Annotated in this window: 12 protein-coding genes and 1 pseudogene; 8 read left to right on the top strand and 5 right to left on the bottom strand. The window is 68.9% G+C overall.

Annotated elements, in window-relative coordinates:
* Positions 1 to 39 precede the first annotated feature (39 nt).
* Together HUA78_RS13600 and HUA78_RS13595 are read left to right on the top strand one after the other, a co-directional pair.
* Complete coding sequence (locus HUA78_RS13600; RefSeq protein WP_174455172.1) at positions 40 to 1,182, top strand: glycosyltransferase; 1,143 nt, start codon at positions 40 to 42, stop codon at positions 1,180 to 1,182.
* Positions 1,183 to 1,400: 218 nt separating this feature from the next.
* A complete protein-coding gene (locus HUA78_RS13595) occupies positions 1,401 to 2,795 on the top strand; it encodes an undecaprenyl-phosphate glucose phosphotransferase (protein ID WP_141643802.1) in 1,395 nt (464 codons plus the stop codon).
* A gap of 94 nt (positions 2,796 to 2,889) precedes the next feature.
* Here HUA78_RS13595 and HUA78_RS13590 read toward each other — a convergent pair whose 3' ends face one another.
* Entirely contained in the window at positions 2,890 to 4,824 is a 1,935-nt protein-coding gene (locus HUA78_RS13590; RefSeq protein WP_174467271.1) for a serine protease, read from the bottom strand.
* A gap of 334 nt (positions 4,825 to 5,158) precedes the next feature.
* On the opposite strand from HUA78_RS13590, the pseudogene HUA78_RS47695 reads away from it, so the two are divergent.
* The 3 genes and pseudogenes from HUA78_RS47695 to HUA78_RS13580 form a co-directional block, all read left to right on the top strand.
* A pseudogene (locus tag HUA78_RS47695) lies at positions 5,159 to 5,530 on the top strand (hypothetical protein); the annotation flags it as partial.
* Positions 5,531 to 10,735: 5,205 nt separating this feature from the next.
* Positions 10,736 to 11,701: a general secretion pathway protein GspE gene (locus HUA78_RS46400; protein WP_254623701.1), complete on the top strand. Its 966-nt coding sequence runs from the start codon at positions 10,736 to 10,738 to the stop codon at positions 11,699 to 11,701.
* Between the two features lie 324 nt (positions 11,702 to 12,025).
* Positions 12,026 to 13,897 (top strand): DUF4185 domain-containing protein, encoded by a 1,872-nt coding sequence (locus HUA78_RS13580; protein ID WP_371745569.1) that lies wholly within the window; start codon positions 12,026 to 12,028, stop codon positions 13,895 to 13,897.
* Between the two features lie 92 nt (positions 13,898 to 13,989).
* Here the strand turns inward: HUA78_RS13580 and HUA78_RS13575 are convergent, their stop codons facing one another.
* Complete coding sequence (locus HUA78_RS13575; protein ID WP_174467329.1) at positions 13,990 to 16,779, bottom strand: vitamin B12-dependent ribonucleotide reductase; 2,790 nt, start codon at positions 16,777 to 16,779, stop codon at positions 13,990 to 13,992.
* Between the two features lie 605 nt (positions 16,780 to 17,384).
* On the opposite strand from HUA78_RS13575, the gene HUA78_RS13570 reads away from it, so the two are divergent.
* Positions 17,385 to 17,726, top strand: a complete 342-nt coding sequence (locus tag HUA78_RS13570; protein ID WP_141647047.1) for a ferredoxin — start codon at positions 17,385 to 17,387, stop codon at positions 17,724 to 17,726.
* 74 nt (positions 17,727 to 17,800) lie between these two features.
* Here HUA78_RS13570 and HUA78_RS13565 read toward each other — a convergent pair whose 3' ends face one another.
* From HUA78_RS13565 to HUA78_RS13555, 3 genes are all read right to left on the bottom strand, one after another.
* Positions 17,801 to 18,952: a lytic polysaccharide monooxygenase gene (locus tag HUA78_RS13565; RefSeq protein WP_174462327.1), complete on the bottom strand. Its 1,152-nt coding sequence runs from the start codon at positions 18,950 to 18,952 to the stop codon at positions 17,801 to 17,803.
* 137 nt (positions 18,953 to 19,089) lie between these two features.
* Positions 19,090 to 19,800 carry a Bax inhibitor-1/YccA family protein gene (locus tag HUA78_RS13560; RefSeq protein ID WP_141647049.1) on the bottom strand — a complete coding sequence of 237 codons (711 nt, stop codon included), beginning with the start codon at positions 19,798 to 19,800 and terminating at the stop codon, positions 19,090 to 19,092.
* A 96-nt stretch (positions 19,801 to 19,896) separates the two neighbouring features.
* Positions 19,897 to 21,369, bottom strand: a complete 1,473-nt coding sequence (locus HUA78_RS13555) for a hypothetical protein (protein WP_174467328.1) — start codon at positions 21,367 to 21,369, stop codon at positions 19,897 to 19,899.
* A gap of 283 nt (positions 21,370 to 21,652) precedes the next feature.
* Between HUA78_RS13555 and HUA78_RS13550 the strand changes: the two genes are divergently transcribed.
* Together HUA78_RS13550 and HUA78_RS13545 are read left to right on the top strand one after the other, a co-directional pair.
* Positions 21,653 to 22,087, top strand: a complete 435-nt coding sequence (locus HUA78_RS13550) for a hypothetical protein (RefSeq protein WP_141647051.1) — start codon at positions 21,653 to 21,655, stop codon at positions 22,085 to 22,087.
* 298 nt (positions 22,088 to 22,385) lie between these two features.
* Positions 22,386 to 22,877 carry a hypothetical protein gene (locus tag HUA78_RS13545; protein ID WP_174455179.1) on the top strand — a complete coding sequence of 164 codons (492 nt, stop codon included), beginning with the start codon at positions 22,386 to 22,388 and terminating at the stop codon, positions 22,875 to 22,877.
* Positions 22,878 to 22,943 lie beyond the last annotated feature (66 nt).

The raw sequence follows: 22,943 nt of genomic DNA, 5'->3' as shown, positions 1-22,943 counted from the left end.
GTCGGCACGCGGCACGCCCGGTGCTAGAAGGCCCGCATCGTGAAGGTCGCCCTGGTCCACGACTGGCTCGTCACCCACCGCGGGGGGGAGCGTGTGCTTGATGCGCTCTGCGAAGTGCTGCCCGACGCGGATATCTACACCCTCATCCACCGGCCCGGCAGCCAGTCCCCGGCCATTGAAGGCCGCCGCATCTTCACGTCCTTCCTTCAGCGGATTCCCGGCATCCACGAGCGCTACCGGCACTTCCTGCCCCTGATGCCCCGGGCCATCGAATCGCTGCGCCTCCAGGACGACTACGACGTCGTCCTCTCCTCCAGCCACTGCGTCGCCAAGGGGCTGCGCGTGCCGCCGGGGCTGCCGCACCTGAGCTACGTGCACGCGCCCATGCGGTACATGTGGGACTTGTTCGACGACTACTTTGGCCCGGGGCGCACCCGCCTGCCGGTGCGCGTGGCGGCCCATGCCGTGCGTCCCTGGCTCCAGCGGTGGGACCGCGCCTCGGCCGAGCGCGTGGACCACTTCGTCGCCAACAGCCACCACGTCGCCGGCAAGCTCCAGCGCTTCTGGGGCCGCGGCGCCACCGTGGTCCATCCTCCCGTGGACCTGGAGCGCTTCACCCGGCTTCCCCTGGAGGGGGGCGGCCAGGGTGGCTACTTCCTGTGGCTCGGCGCCTTCGCGCCCTACAAGCGGCTGGACATCGCGCTGGAGGCCTTCCGCGCGCTGGGCGCTCCGCTGTGGGTCGTGGGCACCGGGCAGGAGGCCTCGCGCCTGGGGTCGACGGCGTCGTCGCCGCACATCCGCTTCCTCGGCAACGTCTCCGACGACGCGCTGCCGTCTCTGTACCGGGATGCTCGCGCGCTCATCTTCACGCCCGAGGAGGACTTCGGCATCACCCCGCTGGAGGCCCAGGCCACCGGTCGCCCCGTCATCGCTTTCGGCAAGGGCGGGGCGCTGGAGACGGTAAACAGCCGCACGGGACTCTTCTTCTCCGAGCAGACACCCGCCTCGCTCGCGGACGCCGTGCGGCGCTTCGAGACGTGGGAGGTCGGCTTCCGAGCGGAGGATGCCCGCTCACAGGCCGAGCGCTTTGGGCGCGCTGTCTTCCAGCGCGCCATGTTGTCCGAGGTGGAGTCCGTCCTCAGGGTGTCGAGGAAATCCCCACGTCGCGTGGCGGCGGTGTGACGCCGCTGTCATCCCAGGCTCCGTCTTTCATCAGCGAGTCGTGTCCGCCTCTTGTCACTGTCCACCCGGGGCAGGGGTAACTCGTTGGTTTCACGGGATTTTCCGTGCTACGACGCCAGCCTGTCAGAGGGAGTCGGGCAGGGCACGTGCTCGTTGTACCGGGGTGCGAGTCTTGCAAAGGGGTGGCGCCCCGTTGACCAGGTTACAGGAGTCCAGGCGTGTTCAGTCGTCTCCAGCGCTTCTACACGTCCATCAAGGTTGTCGCGGACATGGTGATGCTCGCGGTGGCGTTCGCCTTGGCGTACGCCACGCGGTTCTCCGGCATCGTCCCCGTCACGGAAGGAATCCCACCCTGGGAGGATTCGCTCGTCTCGCTGCTGATGGTGCTCGTCATCTTCCCGGCGGCCTTCAAGCAGTCGAGGCTCTACGCGACGAACCGCTCCCGGACGAACACGGGTGAGGTGTTCGAGGTCTTCAAGTCCACCATCACCGCGACGCTCATCCTGGTGGCCGCGACGTACTTCGCGCGGGAGCGTTACTCGCGCCTGACGCTGGTCATCTTCGTCGTCTACGCCTTCGTGCTGGTGACGTGCATCCGGCTGGCGTTCCGCTACGTGTTGAGCGAGGTGCGGCGCCGGGGCCACAACCTCAAGTCCATCCTCGTCATCGGCGCGGGGGAGCTGGGCCAGCGTGTCGTGGAGACGGTGGAGGGCCACCGCGAGCTGGGCTTCCGCGTGACGGGCCTTTTGTCGCTGCGGCCGGAGAAGGTGGGCCAATACGTCAACGGGGTGCGCATCATCGGCCACGTGGACGACGTGGAGCGCGTGCTGGATGCGCAGCCGGTGGACCAGGTCATCCTCGCGCTGCCGCTGGAGGACCAGGCGCACGTGAAGCGGCTGATGGAGCAACTGGCGCTGCGCACCGTGGACGTCAGGGTGGTGCCGGACCTCTACCAGTACATCACCCTGTACGGCGGGCTGGAGGAGTTCGGCGGCCTGCCCATCATCCGGCTCCAGGGTGACCCGATGGAGGGCTGGAGCCGCGTCTCCAAGCGCGCTTTCGACATCCTCTTCTCGCTGCTGGCCATCCTCGTCACCGCGCCGCTCATGGCGGCCACCGCGCTGGCGGTGCGGCTGACGAGCCGCGGTCCCATGCTCTACCGACAGGAGCGCATGGGGATGGATGGCCGCACCTTCCACATCCTCAAGTTCCGCACCATGCGCGTGGACGCCGAGCATTCCGGGGCGATGATGGCGGCCAAGGACGACCCGCGCCGCACCGTCATCGGCACCGTCCTGCGCAAGTACTCCCTGGATGAGCTGCCACAGTTCTTCAACGTGCTGACGGGGGACATGAGCCTGGTCGGCCCGCGCCCCGAGCGCCCCGTCTTCATCGAGGAGTTCAAGCGGCAGATTCCGCGCTACCACCTGCGGCACAAGGTGAAGGCGGGCATCACCGGCTGGGCGCAGATCAACGGCCTGCGCGGTCAGACGTGCATCGAGAAGCGCATCGAGTACGACCTGTACTACATCGAGAACTGGTCGCTCTTGATGGACCTGAAGATTCTCGTGCGCACCGCGCTGGGCGGCTTCCTCTCGAAGAACGCCTACTGAGGAGGCGGGCGTGCCCAGGCCACGGAAATCCGTGGCCCGGGCCCCGCGTCGGACACGGATTTCCGTGAGCGCGACGCGCGGTGGACCGCGGTCGCTACTGGATGTTCCAGACCACGGTGCCGCTGCACGTCGTATTGCTGTAGCAGCCGGCGCGAATCTGGAGCGTGCCGGACGTGGTGGCGGTGAAGCTCAAGCTGGAGCCTCGGCCGCTGCACGCGTCGTCATTGGCCGCGGACTGGGTGGCGCCGCTGAAGAGGCGCAGGTACGTGTCCCCGGTGAAGGACGCGCCCGTCGCTCCGCAGGTGGCCACGGTGAGGACCTGGCCGGCGGTGACGGTGAGGTCGCGGTTGGTGGTCGCCTGCTGGGCGCTGTTGGTGTTGCTCCCGCTGAAGGCGAACGAGCCGGACGTGGCCGGCGGGGGATTGCCCCCGGAAATCTCCCAGACGACGGTGCCGCCACAGCTTCCGGTGGAATAGCAGCCGGCGCGCACCTCGTACTCGCCCGCGGTGGTGGCGGTGAAGGTGATGCTGGAGCCCCGGCCGCCGCACGCGTCGTCGTTGGTGGCGACGGAAGTACCCGCGGGGTTGAAGAGCCGCATGTACGTGTCACCCGTGGTCTTCGCGCCCGTCAGCCCACAGGTGGCCACGGTGAGCTGCTGGCCGGCGGTGAGGGCCAGCTTCTTGTTGGTGGTGTTCTGCTGCGCGTTGTTGGTGTTGGTGGCCGTGTACGTGAAGGAGTTGGCCGGCGGAGGCGGCTCCTCCGGGGGCGGCTCGCCGTTGCCGTTGGGGTCCGGGCAGCCGGCGGTGGGCAGCGCGCACTGGGGCAGGTTGGCTCCCAGGTGGCTGACGACGGCCTGGATGGGCACGCCCCGGTTGGGGCAGTTCGCGCAGTGGTGCAGGGAGACGACCAGGTGGTCCGAGTAGCCCACCACGGGCGAGCCGGACGAGCCTCCCTGCGTGTCCGCGAAGTAGCCCACGTCATTGGGGCCGCCGGATTGGCAGGACGCCTCGTTCAGGCTGTAGACCTCCGCGAAGCCAGACTCGTCGGTGGAGTCCGTGGAGGTGACGGCGATCTTCTTGCCGTACCCCGCGGGGTGCTGGGGAATGTAGATGCGCTCGTTCACCACCGCGCCCGCGCCGCGCACCTGGAGGTAGCCGAAGCTGTTGGTGGGGTTCACCGCGAGCCGCACCAGCGCGTAGTCACGAGGCGCGTCCGCCTGCACCAGCGTGCCGCCGGAGATGACGTGGCCCGGGCAGCCGAACCAGCTCCCGCAGCTCGTCGCACAGCTGGCGCCCTCGGCCATGAACTCGAAGTCGGTGTTCTGCGCATCGCTGGCGGTGCCGATGCAGTGCTGGTTCGTGAGGATGTGGCCCTGGCTGCCCACGAGCCAGCCGGTGCAGGCGCTGGAGCCACCGATGAGCAGGCGCGCCACGGGACGGGCGCGGCCATAGAGGGTCGGCTCGCTGGTGGCGTAGCAGGGAGCCCAGCCCGAGTCGTCCACGCCGCACAGGGCCTTGTTCAGCTCGGACGTGAAGCCCTGCTCCGCGTTGGTGTAGCCGCGCGCGAAGCGGTCGATGGAGTAGCCGTGCTGGTTGAGGATGCCTCGGCGCCCTGGGGAGTCGGTGCCGTGCAACTCGACGATGGCGGTGTCGCCGGGGATGTGCATGGCCCAGAAGCCGTCGCGCGCCCCCGGGTGCGAGCCGTCATACCGTCGCGAGCGCGTGCCGTCCGGCGAACGCACGACGACGAAGTCTCCCTCCTCCAGCTCCAGCCGCTCGAAGTGCGCGGCGATGTACGCGGCCCCCGGGTGGGTGATGACGTCGGTGTGCAGCGGACCGCTCTGCCTGCGCAGCTCCGCGGTGGCGTAGGGGTGTGCCGACTCGAAGCGTCGGTACACGTCCTCGCCGACCTTCGTGGCGCGCTGGGAAGCGGGGGAGGCCGCCGCCTTGCACACGGGGGCCGAGGCCAGCGCGGCCGGCGCGCTGAGTGTCAGCGCGGCGACGAGACCTGCGAGCTGGATTCGTTTCATCTGCTCTCCTGTGGGGATGGGACTTCGCAGCTCAGGCTGCACAACCGGTTATAGCGGTTATCACTGACAGAGCCGCCTCGCTGTTGATGATTGAGTTGCAAGAGCAGGAGGATGTGTGGGGCCGGTGGCGTTTGTGCGGGGGAAGGGTTCTGGATGCAGAAAGGACACCGCCTCGCGGGGAGGGCGGTCGGTGGAGCCCCGTCTGATTTCACACGGAGCGCGATTGTTGCGGCCGGGTTGTGTGCGAGGTGCCGGGGTGGCGGGTCGAAATGACGCGGGGAGGGGCGGGGAGCCGGCCCCGAGGGGAGGCGAAGCCGTCTAGACTCCGAAGGGCATGGCGGAAAAGCTCGGAGCGATCCTGGTCCGTAAGGGCCTCCTCACGCAGGCGCAGCTCGACGAGGCCCTGAAGGCCCAGCTCATCTACGGTGGGCGGTTGGGGTCCATCCTCATCGAGCTGGACTTGCTGGACATCGACACGGTGGCGATGGTCCTGGGGGAGCAGACGCGCTACCCGGTGGCCCAGGAGGCCGACTTCGAGGTCGTCACCGACGCGACGCTGAGGTTGCTGCCGGCGGCGCTGGCGGAGAAGCACCTGGCCTTTCCGCTGGCCCAGGAGGGGCGCCGGTTGAAGGTGGCGATGGCGAGCCCCTTTGAAATCCAGCACACGGACGCGCTCGGGTTCATCACGGGCCTGCGCATCCTTCCGCACATCACTCCGGAACTGCGGCTGTTCCACTACCAGGCGCAGCGTTACGGCATCCGTCGCGAGTCGCGCTCCATGAGCATGGCCACGGCGCGGCGCGCGGTGCAGCCTCGGGGCGCGGTGGCACCGGGGCGCGGGGTGATGGTTCCGCTGCCCGAGGTGGCTCCGCCTCCAGCGCCCGTACGCGCGGAGCCGGGCACGGAGGGGATATTCGGGGGGCTGGCGCCCGGGCAGTTCCTGAGCGACGACGCCGAGGACGTGGCGGCGGAGGACGTGGAGTGGAGCGCGTCGAGCGCTTCCGGGGCCGGGATTTCCGGCGACGCGATGGAGCTTCGAGGAAGCGCTCGGGCCGAGGCAGGGCCTCCGATGCTGGCACCTTCGGGTCCACCGCAACTTGCTCCCGTGGCGGTGGCTCAAGGGGGGAACCGGATGGATGGGCCGCCCCGACTGTCGCCCGCTGCGCCGCCGCGGCTGTCTCCGCCCGTGGCTCCGCTGGAGCTGGAGGTGGCGGAGGAAATTGAGCCGGAGGAAGAGTTCGAGGCGGCGGAGGAGATCGACCCCACCGAGGAACTGGAGCTCGTGGACACCGAGGAGGTGCTCGAGGGCGTCATGGAGGAGGTCGTGGAGCCTCCCGCGCCGAGACCGCCGGTGTTCGCGGGGCAGGGCGAGCGAGGTGTCGTGGGGGAGGGGCAGGGAGGGATTGCCGCGCAGCCGCCCGGCATGGTCTCGCGACACTCGGGAGGGCAGTGGTCTCCGCATCAGCCGCCTGGGTTGAACCGGGCGCCGGGTGCTGGCGCCCCAGGAGGCGCGGGGGCGAGGCCGCCCGCGTCCGTGGTGGGACCGCCGGCCGCGCCTGGAGCCGTGGCGGTTCGGCCGGGCGCGAGTGAGGCGTCGACGATGGGGCCGCCGGCTGCGCCTGGAGGCGCGGTGGTTCGGGGCGCGAGTGAAGCGTCGTCGATGGGGCCGCAGGCAGTATCGATGCGGCCGAGCGTGAGTGACGCGTCGTCGGTAGGGCCGCAAGGCGGACCTGGAGTTCAGCCTCTGGTGCCGGCGGGTGGAGTGCCTCCTTCGGGTGCTCCCGTGAATGCGGGTGCCGCGCGGCCAGCGGGGCCTGGACCATTCGCCGAGCTGGCGGTGCCTCCTGGGATGGTCGCTCCGGGTGGACGGCCTCCTTCGGGGACGGGCCTGCCCTCGATTCCGCAAGGCGCGGGGCAGGTTGTCGCGGGAGCGCCGGGCGCGAGGCCCTCTCCGGGAGCGGGAATGGCTCCGGTTCCCGGAGGACAGGGAATGGGGCCTCCGGGCGTGCGCCCGCCTTCGTCCACGGGGACTCCTGCCGTCGCGGGACCGGTGCCTGCCGGAACGGCGAGCACGAGGCCCTCGACTGCCGGTGTTCCCTCGGTGCCAGGGCCGCAAGGCGCGGTTCCGCCGGGGATGACGGGGGCACGGCCTCCATCGAGCGCGGGCGTTGTCACTTCGGTGCCTGGCGCGGTTCCGCCGGGGATGATGGGGGCACGGCCTCCGTCGGGCACGGGCCTGCCTTCGGTGCAGGGCCCGCCGGGCGTTGTTGTCGCGAGCATCCCCATGGGGGCGGGACCTCAAGGCCCTGTTCCCCCTGGGATGATGGGGACACGGCCTCTGTCGAGTACAGGCATGCCGTCAGCGCAGGGACCACAGGGCGTTGCGGGCCCGAATGCCCCTCTGGCGCCGGGAGCACAAGGAGCGGTTCCGCCAGGGATGGCGGGAGCACGGCCTCCGTCGAGCACGGGCACGCCATCGATACAGGGGCCGCAAGGTCCTGGTGGTTCGAGTGCTGGACCCCAAGGAGCGGTTCCGCCAGGGATGGCGGGAGCACGGCCGCCACCGGGGGCGAGTGTTCCCGCAGGCCCGCAAGGTGCGCCGATTCCGCCGGGGATGATGGGGGCACGGCCTCCGTCGAATACGGGCATGCCATCCGCGCAGGGACCGCAGAGCGCCGGCCCGAGTGCCCCCCCGCCGCCAGGATCACAAGGCACCGTTCCTCCCGGGATGATGGGGGCACGCCCCCCATCGAGGACGGGAATGCCTACGGTGCCCGGAGCGCAGGGGGCCGTTCCCCCAGGGATGGGTGGCGTGGGTGCGCGGCCCGTCTCAGGGCCGCCGGGCGCGGTGCCGCCGGGCATGGCAGCGGGCGCGGTGCCGCCGGGTGCGGTGCCGCTAGGCATGGCAGCAGGAGCAGCGCCGCCGGGTGTGGTGCCACCGGGCCTGGCAGCGGGAGCAGCGCCGCCGGGCGCGGTGCCACTGGGCCAGACAGCGGGAGCAGTGCCGCCGGGTGCGATGCCACCGGGCATGTCAGCGGGAGCAGTGCCGCCGAGTGCGGTGTCACCGGGCATGTCAGCGGGAGCCGTGTCGCAGGGCGCGATTCCGCAGGGCCTGGCCGCAGGATCAGTGCCGCAGGGCATGCCAGCAGGAGCAGGAGCGCCGGGCATGTCAGTGAGTTCAGGGCCGCATGGTGCGGTGCTGCCGGGCATGCCAGCGGGAACAGGATCGCAGGGCGCGATTCCGCCGGGTATGGCAGCAGTCACACGGCCTTCGAGCGCAGGGATGCCCGCCGTATCGGGTCCTCCGGGCACCGTGCCTCATGGAATGGCAGGCGCGAGGCCGCCATCAGGGACGGGCCTTCCGTCGGCCCCTGGTCCACAGGGAGTGGTTCCTCCGGGCCTGAGTGTGGCCGCGGGAGGGCGACCGGCTTCGGTGGCGAGTGGCCCCGTGGGTCCGCCGCCTGGAATGGCGCGTCCGCCGCAGCCTGGAGTTCCATCTCACGCGCACGTCGCGACCCCGTCGGGGGGCGTGCAGCCTTCGTTGGCGGAGTCGCCACAATCGCCCGGACTGCTGCGGTCGACACCGCCGGGAAGCACAGGGCCTCAGCCGCCGGGTATGGCACCGAAGGGAATGGCGCCCTTCGAGGGAGGTGGCTCTGCACAGTTGGATCTGCCGAGCGCGACGCCAACGTCTCCGCATGGAGTCGACGCTGTCATTGAGGTGTCTCCCGGTCAGCCGGCTCCGCTCGAAGTCGAGTGGGCAGATTCAACGCGTCCGGCGACGGAGTCTGTTTCGTCGGTCTCGGACGCCGCACCGGGAATCACCCCTCGCGCGATCGATGGATTGGTCGGGCTGCCCGCACCTGCTTCCGCGAGCGCAGGGGGCGCTGACGCGCGCGAAGTGCCTGCGTCGGAGTCGTTGTCAGATGTGCCCGAGTCGTGGGGGCAACCGAGCGAGGACCGTGCATTCGCTCTCTCTGCATCGATAGAGCGCGCGCACGAAGGAAGTGCCCCTGATGCGGTGACGGATGCGCCCACGTCGTGGAGCATCGCGAGCGAAGGTTCCACATTCGAAGTCGCTGCACCCGTGAATGCCGCGCGCGAAGGAAGTGCGTTCGGTGCGGTGACGGATGCGCCCACGTCGTGGAGCATCGCGAGCGAGGGTTCCACATTCGATGATGTCGCATCTGTGAATGCCGCTCGCGAAGGAAGTGCGTTCGGTGCGGTGACGGAGCCGCCCACGTCGTGGAGCATCGCGAGCGAAGAAGCTGGGGGCGATACCGCTGCACCCGTGTTTGCGGCGCGTGAAGGCACTGCTGCCGAGGTCTCGGCTGATGTGCCCGTGTCGGTGAGCGTGCACGATGGCATCGCACCGGAGTCGACGGAGACGCTGCACAGAGGCATTGATCTCGCAACGGAAGACTCGACCGCATCCGCGCCGCCAGGACTTCCGTCCGAGTCAGGTGCATCGGCAGCGGTGGTGCACGGAGCCACTGCATCCGAGTTGATCGGTCCGAACGCAGACAACCAAGCAGTGCTTGCATCCGAGCCGAGCGCGTCGACGGTGGGGTCGCTCGAAGTCATGGTGCCCGACTTTGCGCCTGTCTCGGACGCGCCCGCGCTTGTCGCAAGCGATGCCCTCGGCTTGGACCGCTCAGTGGCGCCGCATTTTCCCGAGGTCACTCAGGGCGAAGCCCACGGTGTTGAGTCAGCCGCATCGGTACACGCATCGATTGAGGTCGGGCAGGGTGAACATGGGCCGTCGAGCATGCTCGAAGAGGTCCACTCGCTTGCTGTCCCAACACGGGCCACTCGCGCGACCGAGGAAACCTCAACCGAAGTCGTGACGTCCGAGTCACAGACATCGAGTGGCCTCGTTCTGTTCGAGGGAGCAAAGTCCTCGTTCGCAACCCGCGATGATGATGTCCCCGAAGTCGGAACGGTTACCGCCAGCACGGCGACAGGGGGCGCAATCGAAGAGGCTGCGCCCAAGTCGGCGGAGTCCGAGTCCAGCACGCCAGGGGGCGCTTCGAGCAAAGAGACTCCAGTCCCGGCCGTGACGACGATCGAGTTCCGCTCGGCCATGGGGGAGTCCAGCGAGCACGTTTCATTCGAGACGTCGCTCGCCCAAGCGTCCGACGTCGCCGCATCCGAGGCTCCGTCCTCGAGCACCTCCACCGACCCGACGCCAGTCCACTCAACGCCACGAATCGAAGAGGTCGCGGAGGCCACTCCACAAACCCTGGTGGACCCAGGCGATGGGTCGCCCCAAACAGGGCTTCGAATCTCGGCATCCGCCGACCTGCCAAGTGACGCGTCGAGCGAGTCGGCCTCATCCAGCACGGAGCCATCCACGCTGTTCGTGCCGCCCACCGGCGCCTCGGAGTCGACGTCCGTCGCCTACCTGGACGCCAGCGAAGAGGCGGCTCATACCGGAATCGCGTCAGCGCACAGCGCACGTCCCGCCAGTTCAGCGGATTCCACGGCGGAGTCGCAAGGCACAGGGCACACGAGCGAAGGCGAGCCCTGGAAGCTCGTAAGGTCGCGACCGAGCGACGCAGACCCGAGCGGGCCCGCCACCTCGGATGACTCCATTCAGCCGAAAAGCCTCGCAGGTGATGAGGATGCCGGCGAGTCGCTCGAACTGGAGGCCGCCGGTGCCTTGCTCGCGTCGCACGGCGAGCAGTCCACTCGCGTCGAGCCCACGACTCAGCGCGATGTCACCGGGACAAGCGATTCCGCGAGCGAACTCCCGGCTGACAACGTCTCTCCACAGCGTGCGGTCACGGAGCCCGAGCCAGTGGCCTCGAACCTCCCTGATTCCAGCACCGCCACCGAGTCCAAGGAGACGTCAGGCGAACCCGCCCCGGCTGCGGCTGTCACGTTCGAAGCCCCCGAGCCACTCTCGTCCTTGGGCGACTTCAAGTCCGCACGAGCCGCCACGGGAGAGTCCCACGATGCGGCCTCGGGAGAGGCCAGTCCGTCCCCCGAGGGCACCGTGGTCTCGCTGGACGCGGTCCGCGCGGCGAACGCGGAGCCCGCGGTCCTGGAGCCCCCCAAGCCCGCGGTGACGCGGCGCGCGCCCATCGAACTCGATGACCTGCCCGCCACGGATGACGCACCCATGCAGCTCGCCTCGACCTGGGAGTTCGTGGGGTGGCAGGGCTCCGAGGGCAACGGCACCATCGGTCATGTCGCGGAGAACACATGGGAGGACCGCGCGGTGGACCTCGACGGCACGGTGCAGCGAGCTGCGCCCGCGAGTGAGCTGCCCCTCGCCTCCGCCTGGGACTTCATTCAGCAGCCCTGGCAGCCCCAGGCGCGTGAACAGTCGGAAGCGCTGAGGACGCTCCTGGCCGCGACCGATGCCCCCGTGGCTCCCGGGAGCGAGGGGCCCGCGGTGTCGGCGGAGCAGGTGCTCACGGCGCTGGAGGACGTGGGGACGCAGGGAGTGCTCGGCAAGGTGCTGCTCGCTTACTGCGCCGGACGTTTCCAGCGGGCCTTCCTGTTGGGGGAGAGCTTCGGGCTCGTGCGCGTCGGCCATGCGTGGGGGCCCGGATGCGACAGTCCTCAAGTCTCCGCGCTCAAGGTGGACCTGGAAGCGCCGTCGCTCCTGATGTCCGCGCTGGAGCAGCTCGGGCCCAGCAGCTTCGACACTCCCACCTGTCCTCAAGACGAGGCCATCTTCTCCGCGCTCGGCGGCCCGTCGTCGCGTCTGCTCGTCGTGCCGATTCGCGCCCGTGGCCGTCCCGTGGCCTTCGTCATCGCGGACTCGGGTGGAACGCCCGTGGCATCCACGACGCTCGATGAGCTGTCGCGCGTGTCCGCCAAGGCGTCGGAGGTCTACGACCGTCTCCCCGCGTCCCGCGCGGACTGAGCCACGTCGCGGTGCAGCGCGAGGTCCGTCGTCCACGGGCCTCGCGCTCCCTCGATGCTCCACACCTGACGAAGCGTTCATCCGTGCGCCGAGGCGTGGTCACCATGGCCTGTCTGTCCGTCTGTCTGTGCTTGGATGCGCCGGCCGGGTCGGTGGGCTTGTGTTCCCCCGGCACGGATGTCCTGAACGCATCGAGACGAACCAGAGAGGCGGAGACGCACGATGAGTCGCGAGCAGCCCTGGGAGTGGTCGTCGTTGCACCGAGCCGTATGGATCCTTGCCTGGATGTACACGGGCGCCGCCGGAGCCGTGACTCCGACAGGCGTGACGAAGGTCTCCCGGGTGACGGGGGCCACTCCCGCCGGTGAATTCCTCCCCAATCCCAATCAGACCCACGCGAATCACGAGGTGTATGGGACGGACCTTGGCATTGTCTGGGACAAGGGTGGGGGAGAGGTCTTCGTCCTCTTCGGTGACACGTTCGGCGCGGGGTGGTGTGGCAATGGCGGGTGTGGGACGGGCTGGCGGAGCAATGTCCTCGCGCGCTCGTCCGATACGAATCTCGCGGATGGGCTCACCTTCTCCTCGATGGTCCAGGACTACGCCCGGCACGCGAAGGAGGTCCTCCCCTCGAAGAAGATCAACAACGACGAAATCACAGTCATCCCCACGGCGGGCGTCACGGTGGGCTCGCGCCACTTCATCCACTACATGTCCATCCACCACTGGGGCGAAGCGGGCCGGTGGTACACGAACTACTCGGGCCTCGCGTACTCGGACGACAACGGACAGACGTGGGTGAAGCACGCGAACGCGCGCTGGTGGAACAACGCCTCCTGGACGAACAACTTCCAGATGGCCGCGCTCGTCAAGAATGGTGGGTTCGTCTACCTGTACGGTACGCCGAACGGACGCTACGGCAACGTCCACCTCGCCCGGGTGCCCGAGGGCGCGCTCCTCGATATCAACGCCTACCGTTACTGGGACGGCAACGGCTGGGCTGTGTCCCAGGCCGCATCCCAACCCGTGGCCATCGGCATCGCGGGAGAGCTGTCCGTCTCGTACAACGCGGCGCTCGGCCGGTTCCTCATGACGTACCTGAACGAGCACCGGCAGGCAGCCGTCATGCGGGACGCGGGAACGCCTGTGGGGCCGTGGAGCGGTGAGAAGATCCTCGCCCTCGGCAGTCAGTTCCCGGGCCTCTACAACGCGTTCATCCACCCGTGGGGCAGCACGGCGACGAGCCTCTACTTCGTCATGTCCCAGTGGACGCCGTACAACACCTTCCTGATGCGAGCGACGCTCGTGGCGGACGCGGACGGAGACAACCTCCTCTCCGAGCCCGGCTTCGAGTCCCAGTCCGCTACCCCCGTGACGGCGCCCTGGTACCCGGTGGGCAATGCCGGCGTGGACCGCAACGTCGGTCAGGCGCGCACCGGGCAGGACAACGGCTTCGTGCGCTACGACTCCGGTTGGAACGCGCTGAAGCAGAGCGTCGTCGTTCAGCCGCACACCGACTACACGCTTCGGGGTTGGGTCCGCACGTCCGCGAACAACACGACGGGCTACTTCGGAGCACGCGGCCCCGGCAATGGCCCCATCCTCGGTGAGCGCGCCTTCGCCTCTCTGCCGGCGTACACGGAGCAGGTCGTCACCTTCAACTCCGGCCCAAACGCCATCGTCGAGGTGTACGGAGGCCTCTGGGCGACCGAAGACACCTGGCTGCAACTCGATGACGTGAGCCTCAAGCGGGGCACCAACCTGGTGGCGCACGCGGGCTTCGAGCAGCAGGCGTCCACGAGCGCGACGTCGCCCTGGTACGCGGACGGCAACGCCGGAATCGACCGGGGCGCGGGCTTCGCGCGGACGGGCGCCAACAACGCCTGGGCCCGGGGCACGCAGGGCTGGCATGCCATCAAGCAGGAGGCCGCCGTGACGCCCCACACGCGCTACACGCTGAAGGGCTGGGTGCGCACGTCCGGCGCGCACAACGACGGCTACTTCGGTGCCCGCCTGCCGAGGGGCGGCCCCGTCCTCTCCGAGGTCCACTACACCCAACCGTTGTCGGGCTACACACAGCTCTCGGTGAGCTTCGACTCGGGCGCCAACCACTCGGTGGAGCTGTTCGCGGGCCTGTGGGCGTCCGGCACGGACACCTATATCCAGGTGGACGATGTCACGCTGACCCGGGACTGACGCCCGCGCGGTACACCGCACATGGCAAGGGCCCCGGAACGCATGGTCCCGGAGCCCTTGTCGTCCTTCACGGAAGTCCGCGTCCGACGGCTTCAGCTGCAGCCGCTGGTGGCTCCGCAGTTGCCGCACTTATAGCAAGCGCCGCTGCGCACCATGATGGCGCCGCAGGTGTGGCAGGGCGGGGCGTCCGCCTGGTTGAGCCACGTCGCGCGAGTGTTCTGCGCGGGGAGCGACAGCGACGTCACCTGCGCGGGCAGGGCGGGCTGCGTCGCCGGCGCGTCCGCTGGGGCGAGGATGGCGTCCTCGACCGCGTCCTCGTTCGGCAGGAACTTCAGCTCCAGCCACCGGAAGATGTAGTCGGTGATGGACTTGGCGATGGGGATGGCGGGGTTGCCCGTGAAGCCGCTCGGCTCGAAGCGCGTGTGGCTCAGCTTGTCCACCATCACCTTCAGCGGGACGCCGTACTGGAGCGCCAGGGAGATGCTGGTCGCGAAGCTGTCCATCAGCCCGCTGACCACCGAGCCCTCCTTCGCCATGACGATGAACAGCTCACCCGGCGTCCCGTCCTCGTACATGCCCACCGTGAGGTAACCCTCATGGCCGCCGATGGAGAACTTGTGGGTGATGGAGCGCCGCTCGTCCGGCAGCCGGCGCCGCACCGCGCGAGGCTCGGGCTTCACCGCGGGCTCGACGACGGCGGCCACCGGGGCCTTGCGCGTGTCCTTCACCGTCTCCTTCGACGTGTTCAACGGCTGCGTGCGCTTGCACCCGTCGCGGTACACGGCCACCGCCTTCAGGCCGCGCTTCCACGACTCCATGTAGGCCTTCTCGATGTCCTCCACCGTCGAGTCCGCCGGCATGTTCACCGTCTTGGAGATGGCTCCGGAGAGGAACGGCTGGCACGCCTCCATCATCTGGATGTGGCCCATCCAGTGGATGCTGCGTGAGCCCTTCGCCGGCTTGAACGCGCAGTCGAACACCGCCAGGTGCTCGGACTTCAGATGCGGTGCGCCTTCAATCGTGTCCGCCTTGTCCAGGGCGCTGATGATGTCCTGGGCCTGCGTCTGCGGATAACCCAGCTTCTCCAGCGCCTGCGGCACCGTCTGGTTGACGATCTTCAGCATCCCGCCGCCCACCAGCTTCTTGTACTTGATGAGCGCGATGTCGGGCTCGATGCCCGTGGTGTCGCAGTCCATCATGAAGCCGATGGTCCCCGTGGGCGCCAGCACCGTCACCTGGCTGTTGCGGAAGCCGTGCACCTCGCCGAGCGCCAGCGCCACGTCCCACGCCGCCTTCTGCGCCGCGTGCAGCTCCGCCGTCACGCCTTGCGCGGGGACGTTGTACGCCGCCTTGCGGTGCTTGCGGATGACGCCCAGCATCGGCTCCGCGTTCTTCGCGTAGCCAGCGAACGGACCCTGCTTCTCCGCCATGCGCGCGCTCATCGCGTACGCCTCGCCACACATCAGCGAGGTGATGGCGGACGCGTAGTTGCGGCCCGCGTCGGAGTCATACGGCAGGCCCGACGCCATCAGCAGCGCGCCCAGGTTCGCGAAGCCCAGCCCCAGCGGCCGGTAGTCGTGGCTGTTCTTGCCGATGCGCTCGGTGGGGTAGCGCGAGAAGCCGACGATGATCTCCTGCGCCAGGAGGAGCACGTCCACCGCGTGCTTGAAGGCGGGCACGTCGAAGTCGCCGGCGATGTCGCGGAAGTGCATCAGGTTCAGCGACGCCAGGTTGCACGCCGAATCGTCCAGGAACATGTACTCCGAGCACGGGTTGGACGCGTTGATTCGCGCCGTGCCCGCGCACGTGTGCCAGTGGTTCACCGTCGTGTCGAACTGCATCCCCGGGTCGCCGCACAGGTGCGCGGCCTCGGCGATTTCGCGGAACAGGTCCCTTGCCCGGAAGGTCTCCAGCGGCTGGCCCTCGCGCACCGTGCGCGTCTGCCACGGCCCGTCCGCCACCACGGCCTTCATGAAGTCGTCGGTGACGCGCACCGAGTTGTTCGAGTTCTGGAAGAACACCGACGCGTACGCCTCGCCGTTGAACGACGGGTCATACCCGGCCTCGATGAGCGCCCAGGCCTTCTTCTCCTCGTTCGACTTGCACCGGATGAACTCGAGCACGTCCGGATGGTCCGCGTTGAGGATGACCATCTTCGCCGCGCGCCGCGTCTTGCCGCCGCTCTTGATGACGCCGGCGAAGGCGTCGAAGCCGCGCATGAACGACACCGGCCCGGACGCGGTGCCGCCGCCCGCCAGGAGTTCCTTGCTGCCCCGGATGGTGGACAGGTTGCTGCCCGTGCCACTGCCGTACTTGAAGAGCATGCCCTCCGTGCGCGCCAGCGTGAGGATGGACTCCATGGAGTCATCCACGCTGTTGATGAAACACGCCGAGCACTGCGGCTGCGCCTCCACGCCCACGTTGAACCAGACCGGCGAGTTGAACGAGGCCTTCTGCCGCAAGAGCAGGTGCGTCAGCTCCGCGTGGAACGTCTCGCGGTCCGTCTCGGCGGAGAAGTAACCCCCCTCCACGCCCCAGCGGGACAGGGTGTCCACCACGCGCGCCACCAGCTTGCGCACGCTCGTCTCACGTTCATCCGTCCCCGGCGTGCCCCGGAAATACTTCGACGCCACCACGTTCGTCGCCAGCATCGACCAGGAGCGGGGGACCTCGATGTTCTTCTGCTCGAAGACCGCCTTGCCGTCCTCACCGGTGATGCTCGCGCTGCGGTACTCCCACGCCAGCTCGTCCGCCGGGTCCACTCCAGGCGTCGTGAAGTAGCGCTCCACGCTCAGCCCCGTCGCGGCGACCTTCGCCTTGCCGCGACTCGCCCGCCGCTCCTTCCCGCTCACCAGGGGCTTCGCACTCAGCTCCTTCTCCATGTCGCCACCCTCCAAAAATACACTCTGGGTTGTGATGCAAAATTTGCGAAACGCTAAGGGCGCGAGATTCCGAAGGTTCCAGGGACGTCACGCGGACAGCCGTGGACGACTCCGGAGTGGACTCGCGAAGTGTTTCGTGGCGGGGCTCGAGCCCCGGACCGCAGATGGGGAGATTGCCTGGCCGCTGGCCAGGCGGCCGGATCAATACGCGTTTGGGGGCGGCTGATCAAGAACAGCACTGACCCCACTAGTAGTGCTGGGAAGTGTCGCACACACTACTAAATGTGGCTCCGCCGGCGAGCCTCGGTGCGGGGGAAAGGCGTAGCGGCCTGTAGCACGACCAGCCAGGAGGGGCAGATTCGGGGCCTTTTCCGCGCCAAGTCAAGGGGGACTCTACGTTTGCTGATAACAGCTGGCGAGGCATGTAGCGTCACTCCGATGCAAACGAGCGTGATCACTGGGGGACGTTTGCTGAAAGTCTGTGCATCATCCCTGTAGCTGGCTAGGGGCGACGTCCCGATTCGTCATCTGCCCGCCTGTTCGGTCCGTTGTCCGGCGGACAGGTGGGGGTCGATTTCGGGGAACCAGCGCGTTAGGAGGCGCTCATGCCTCCTCCGTTCCAGAGCCACGTCTTCGTCTGTACCAACCGCCGCCCGGATGGGAATCCCAAGGGCTGTTGCGCCTCCAAGGGCGCGGAGGAGGTGCGCGCGGCCTTCAAGGCGGAGCTCGACAAGCGCGGGGTGAAGGGACGGATGCGCGCCAACGCGGCCGGGTGCCTCGACACCTGCTCCTTTGGCGTCTCCGTGGTCGTCTACCCGGAGGGCACCTGGTACGGCGGAGTGAAGGTGGAGGACGTGCCCGAAATCGTCGAGGAGCACCTGATGCAGGGCCGCCCCGTGGCGCGGCTGGTGATGCCCTTCGCGCGCAAGGAGAAGGCGGAGAGCTGACGACTGTCGGCTCCCCGCCCTCGGGTGTGTCGCGGCCCGCGTGCGGGCTCACGTCGTGACAGCGGACGTCCGCTTCAGCGCACGAACTCCCATGCGTCGCCCCAGTGGCTGCCGGTGCCCGGGGCGTAGTACGGCGCCGAGCCCTGGCACCAGCCGGAGTAGGGGAAGGGCTTGCAGCGGTAGATGCTCCCGTTCGTGCCCTGGACGAGCGTTCCCGCCACGTAGTTGGAGATGCCATTCGGGTACGTGTACTGCGCGGGGTCTCCGCCACCGCCCGTGGGCTTCTCGATATCGAGCTGGAAGGTGTCGCTCGCCTCGCGCGAGTAGACGCGGTTTCCGGTGGCGCTGTTGACGGGGTTGACGACGCCCGTGGATTGCAGCTCGCCCACCTGCACGCGGCTGGAGCTGGCGTTCACCCGCTGGGCCAGCAGGTACATCCACGTGGCCGCGGGCGTGGCCGAGTCGAGCTGGAGCGGGTGCGTCTCCGCGTCACCTCCGCCGCTGTTGAACAGGCGCAGCGTCACCTTGCTCCGGGCCGGCAGGTCCTCGCGGGCCTGCACCGCGCCCAGCTCCTTCCACGACGTGGGCGGCGGCGGCGTGTTGCTGAACTTCACGTCGCTGCAGGAGTAAAAGGCCTCCGGGCTGTCGGAGCGCTGCCAGATGGCATAGATGACGTGCTGCCCCGTGCGCCCCTGCGGGAAGGGGCACGTGAAGCGGTAGCGGTTGTTCGACTGCAGGGCGTTCCCCGTCAGCGTGCAGAAGGGGGTGGCTTCCAGGTCGGACCACTTCAGCGGCAGCGCCGGGTTGTAGCCTTCCTTCGTGACGTAGAGATGGAAGTAGGACGTCGCGTGCAGCGCCGTCGCGTGGAAGACGAACTCGAAGCGGTTGCTGGAGTCCGGGGCGATGAGCGTCGCGGGCCAGTCCGTGCGAGCCAGGTCCAGGCCCTTGTGGCTCTCGTTGGCGGCGCTGCAAAGCTTGCCGTCGGCGATGAGCTCGCGGTGCCGGCCGTTGGCCGCGCCCTGCCGCACGCCGTTCCAGTCGTAGAGCGCCTGCGTGCCACCGGCCTGGATGGCGGCCTTGCACGCCGCGGACTTGGGCGACTCCGGACCTTCCTTGAAGCAGCTGTAGACGCGACTGAGGGGGACCTCCATGGAGCCGTGCGCTGACGCCAGACTGGCGGACAGCAGGGACAGCACGACGAGTGATGACGCGAGGGGCCTGAACATTGCGGGTTTCCTCCTGTGCCCATGGATGGAGGAAAGAAGGCTGGAAATCGGGTCAACGCTCGAAAACGAAAAGCGGCGACGCGACCCGGGTGGGAACGCGCCGCCGCTTCGTAAGGCTGGAACTGTTGACTGGCCGACTACCGACGGCGACCGAGCAGCCGGAGGATGGCGAGGAACAGGTTGATGAAGTCCAGGTACAGCGTCAGCGCGCCGACGATGCTCACCGTGGCGGCGCTGCTGTAGCCGGTGTTGGCGTGCATCTCCCGCAGCTTCTGGGTGTCGTACGCCGTCAGGCCGGAGAAGACGAGCACGGCCGCGCAGGCGCCGACGAAGGACACCATGTCACTGCGCACGAAGATGTTGACGACGCCGGCCAGCACCACGCCGATGAGGCCCATGAAGAGGAAGGTACCCCACGCGCTCAGGTCCTTCTTCGTGACGGTGCCGTAGATGGCCATGGCGCCGTAGACGCCCGCTGTCAGGAAGAACGCCTGGGCGATGCTGCCCGCCGTGTAGATGAGGAAGATGACGGAGAGGGTCATCCCCGTGAGCGCGGAGTAGCCGAGGAACAGCGCCGCGGCGACCGGGCCCGACAGGCGCGGCGCGAGGAACGACAGCCCGAGCACCGCGACAAGCTGCACGCCGAACAATCCCAGGCGCCAGTTGATGACCGTGCGCAAAAGCGCCTCGTTGCTCAGCGTCGCCATGGCCATCACGCCGGTGACGAGCAGCCCCGCGAACATCCACCCATGCACGCGCGTCATGAACGCGCGCTTCGACTCCTGCACCAGCACGGAGTTGACCGAGTCGCTCTCGGCCGTCTGCCATCCGGAAGTTTCCCAGGCCATGAACCGTATCCTTTCGCGCCGGAGCTTCAGCCCGGCGGCGCCACTGCTTATAGCGTCTTCACCCGGGGCGTGCGCGGACCCCGTAGGACGCTTCCCTTAAATCGCCTTCCACGCGAGCAAAAGCTTCGAGGCGACCTCGGTGGTGATGAGTGGCAGCACGCCGCCGCCGCCCACGATATTCACGATTTCCGCCAGGGAGCCCCGACACACGCCCCCCCAGGCAGGCTGCTTCTCCAGCCCCACGGAGGCGTACGCCGAGTAGTCCACGAAGAACGATGCGGGGAACACCGTACCGTTCGGCTCGCAGAGCAGGTGGTCCTCCGGGGGAGAGTCCACGATTTCCTGCACCACGAACCCGCCGCCCGTCGGGTCCGCCGCGGCGCGGGCGCACAGCTCCGGCCAGCCCAGCAGCTCGCCATACGCGGCCGTCACGCGCTCCGTGTAGGGCACCGTGCCCACCGAGCGACCGATGAAGACGGCCTTGCCGCCATAGTCCCAGGCCCGCTTGAGCACGAAGCGAGCGGGCGTCCTCGCCACCTCGGCGACCAGGTCGTCCAGTTGCCCTCCGTCCGGGCCCGAGGCGGGGCCGGTCTTGAAGATGCGCGTCCAGGGAACCGAGGTGCGCACGGCCTCCAGCTCCTCGGCGGTGAGGCCCGCGGCCTCGGCGAGCGCGGGCTCCGCGAGCGCCTGGGACAGCCGCGCGAAGGTGGACTTCACCTCCACCTGCGAGGCGGGAGGGTTGAGGAACACGGCCTTCTTGCCGGGCACCGTGCCCAGGAAGTCCTCCACCCACGGGGACGGTGTCTGCTCCAGCCGCCGCACGAAGAGGTGGCGATAGACGAGGTCGTACTTCTTGCCGCGCACCTCGAAGGCGTCGTCGCCGGAGACCTCGTCCGGGTGCACCAGGTCCGCGTCCGCGCCCATCTCGCGGAAGCGCTCACACAGCCAGCGCAGCTCGGAGATCTGCGCGTCGTTGCGGCGACACAGCAGGGCCACCGTGTCCGGGAACTTCCCGGGGCGCTCGGCCGCGTAGCCGTCCAGCAGGGCTCGGTACAGCGCCAGCGCGTTGCTGCCGTTGAGGGCCAGCAGCGAGGCGAGGGCCTTCTCCGGATAGCGGAAGTGCCGGGCCACCACCTCGATGAACGAGCGGGCCGCGATGTCCGAATAGCCCTGCATGGCTGGGATGGTCGCGTTGACCTCCAGCGCCCAGGGTTTCCCGCCCGACACGAAGTAGTCCACGCGGGTGGTGGCCAGTCGCGCGGACTGCCGCCACGTGCGCTCGGCGAGCGTTCGCTCGAGCGGGGACAGGGCGCCCAGCAGCTCCTGGGCGTCGGGCCCCTCGAGCGTGGCGCGTGCCATCTTCACCGTGGCGGAGGACAGGCGCGCGGACAGCTCCGCGCGACGGCGGATCTCCGCGGCGTCGAGGATGACGGGCGTCGCGGTGATGGGGATGGGGCGGGTGGTGCCGTCCAGCTGCGTCACCGCCAGACCCCGCTTGTAGGCGAGCTGTGACAGCTCGGGCGCGAAGTGGCGTGCCTGGTGTCGCAGCACGTCGATGAGCTCTTGCACGGGTATTTCTGTCCCTCGGCTTGCCCGGGACGAGCCCGGGAGCTGGCGAACCTATTCTCCGAGGGGCCCACCGTCCATCGGCGCGAGTCCCCTGGACGCGGTGGTGCCCCGACTCAGCGGCCCGCCCGTTCGCCGGCCGGAGGCTCCACGCCCTCGTGTGACGTCGGTGGAGACACTCGCCGCGTGCGGGGGCACGGAGTGATGTGTGTGATTCCGTATGACTTGCACGCGCGCTCCGTCTGGCTTACAACCGCATTGCGTTTACCGCCGGAAATCCCTTCACGTGAGCCGCTCTCTTCGCCCAACGCCTTCGTGTCTCGCCCGGTCGCGCCTGCTGGCGCTGCCGCTCGTGGCCGTGTGTGCGCTGGCGTACATGGGGAACGTGCTGCACTTCGCCCTGGTCCAGCACGCGACGTGTCTGGAGCATGGGGAAGTGGTCCACGTGGAGGAGGGTGGCTCGCACCTGGCGCCTGTCGTCGAGGAGTCCTTCGACGACGTCCGGCTCGCCTCCCGTGAGGATGCTCCTCCGGGCCATGGCGCCGAGGCGCACTGTCTTCACACGTTGATCCGCCGGGAGGCCCCGCCTCCGGTGGAGGGCAGCCCCGTCCTCACCCGGGTGCCCACCCGTTCCGCGCCGGCGCTGGCGGTGTTCCGCTTCCATGCGGAGCCTGTCGCCCGGCTGCATCTGGCCCCCAAGGCCTCTCCGCCTCGCGCCTGAGCCATCACCCAGGGTACGCGTCCCTCGCCACCGGCACAGTCACGCCGTGAGAAGGCCGCGGTCCGTGGCCACTGACTGACGTCCGGTTCCAGGAAATGGAGCCGTGCGTCAGCGGTCGCGCGACGCGCCGCCGGATGGCCCGTTTCCCCTGCGTGCACGCTCTCGCCCCCGTGTCGCGCGTGTTCCGCGCGATTCCCACCCCGCCTCCGGTGTCCGTTCTGGCTCCGCCTTCACCGGTGGGGTCCGTGGCGGCGTTGGTGGCTGGGGACCTGCTGTCCATCCACGTGGAGCTACACACATGAACAAGAAGCTTCTGGCCGCCCTCCTGATGTCCACCGCGCTCCTGTCCGCCGCCTGCGGCGACGACGAGGAGCCCGAGGAGCCCGTTGACGTCGAGGGGTGCGAGCACCTGCGCGAGGGTCCTGCCGTCCCCATCCTCGCCACCACCACGGGCACGCCTCCGCTGGTGGCCAACGACCACCGCCGCTACGACATCACCCTGGTGGATGGCTCGGGCGGCCGCACGGGCTCCGTCACCTTCGCCGCGTCGGAAGCCACGGACTACGTCCTCTACACCAGCGCGGACGTCCCCGTTTCCATCACCAACGGCAGCGGCGCGGCGGTGGAAATCGAGGAGAGCACCAAGAGCTCCGAGACGTGCACCGAAATCAAGGGACGGCACGTCGTCCCGCTGACGGTCGGCACGCACACCTTCACCTTCGGCCCCACGTCCGCGGCGTCCGTCAACCTCGTCATCGAGGAGGCGTCGCACGAGGGCCACGAGCACTAGCCGCGAGCCCGGGGCGGGTGCCCCGGCGCTTCACCCTGAATTCGGGGCCGGCTTCGTGCCGGCCCC

Origin of the sequence: Myxococcus sp. CA033 (assembly GCF_013336625.1) — a bacterium.
Classification (GTDB): Bacteria; Myxococcota; Myxococcia; order Myxococcales; family Myxococcaceae; genus Myxococcus; species Myxococcus llanfairpwllgwyngyllgogerychwyrndrobwllllantysiliogogogochensis.
This window is presented reverse-complemented; position numbering and strand designations above follow the sequence as displayed.

Coding starts and splice junctions, on each gene's coding strand:
- HUA78_RS13590 (WP_174467271.1), bottom strand. CDS start 4,824: ATGAAACGAATCCAGCTCGCAGGTCTCGTCGCCGCGCTGACACTCAGC.
- HUA78_RS13575 (WP_174467329.1), bottom strand. CDS start 16,779: ATGGAGAAGGAGCTGAGTGCGAAGCCCCTGGTGAGCGGGAAGGAGCGG.
- HUA78_RS13570 (WP_141647047.1), top strand. CDS start 17,385: ATGCCTCCTCCGTTCCAGAGCCACGTCTTCGTCTGTACCAACCGCCGC.
- HUA78_RS13565 (WP_174462327.1), bottom strand. CDS start 18,952: ATGTTCAGGCCCCTCGCGTCATCACTCGTCGTGCTGTCCCTGCTGTCC.
- HUA78_RS13560 (WP_141647049.1), bottom strand. CDS start 19,800: ATGGCCTGGGAAACTTCCGGATGGCAGACGGCCGAGAGCGACTCGGTC.
- HUA78_RS13545 (WP_174455179.1), top strand. CDS start 22,386: ATGAACAAGAAGCTTCTGGCCGCCCTCCTGATGTCCACCGCGCTCCTG.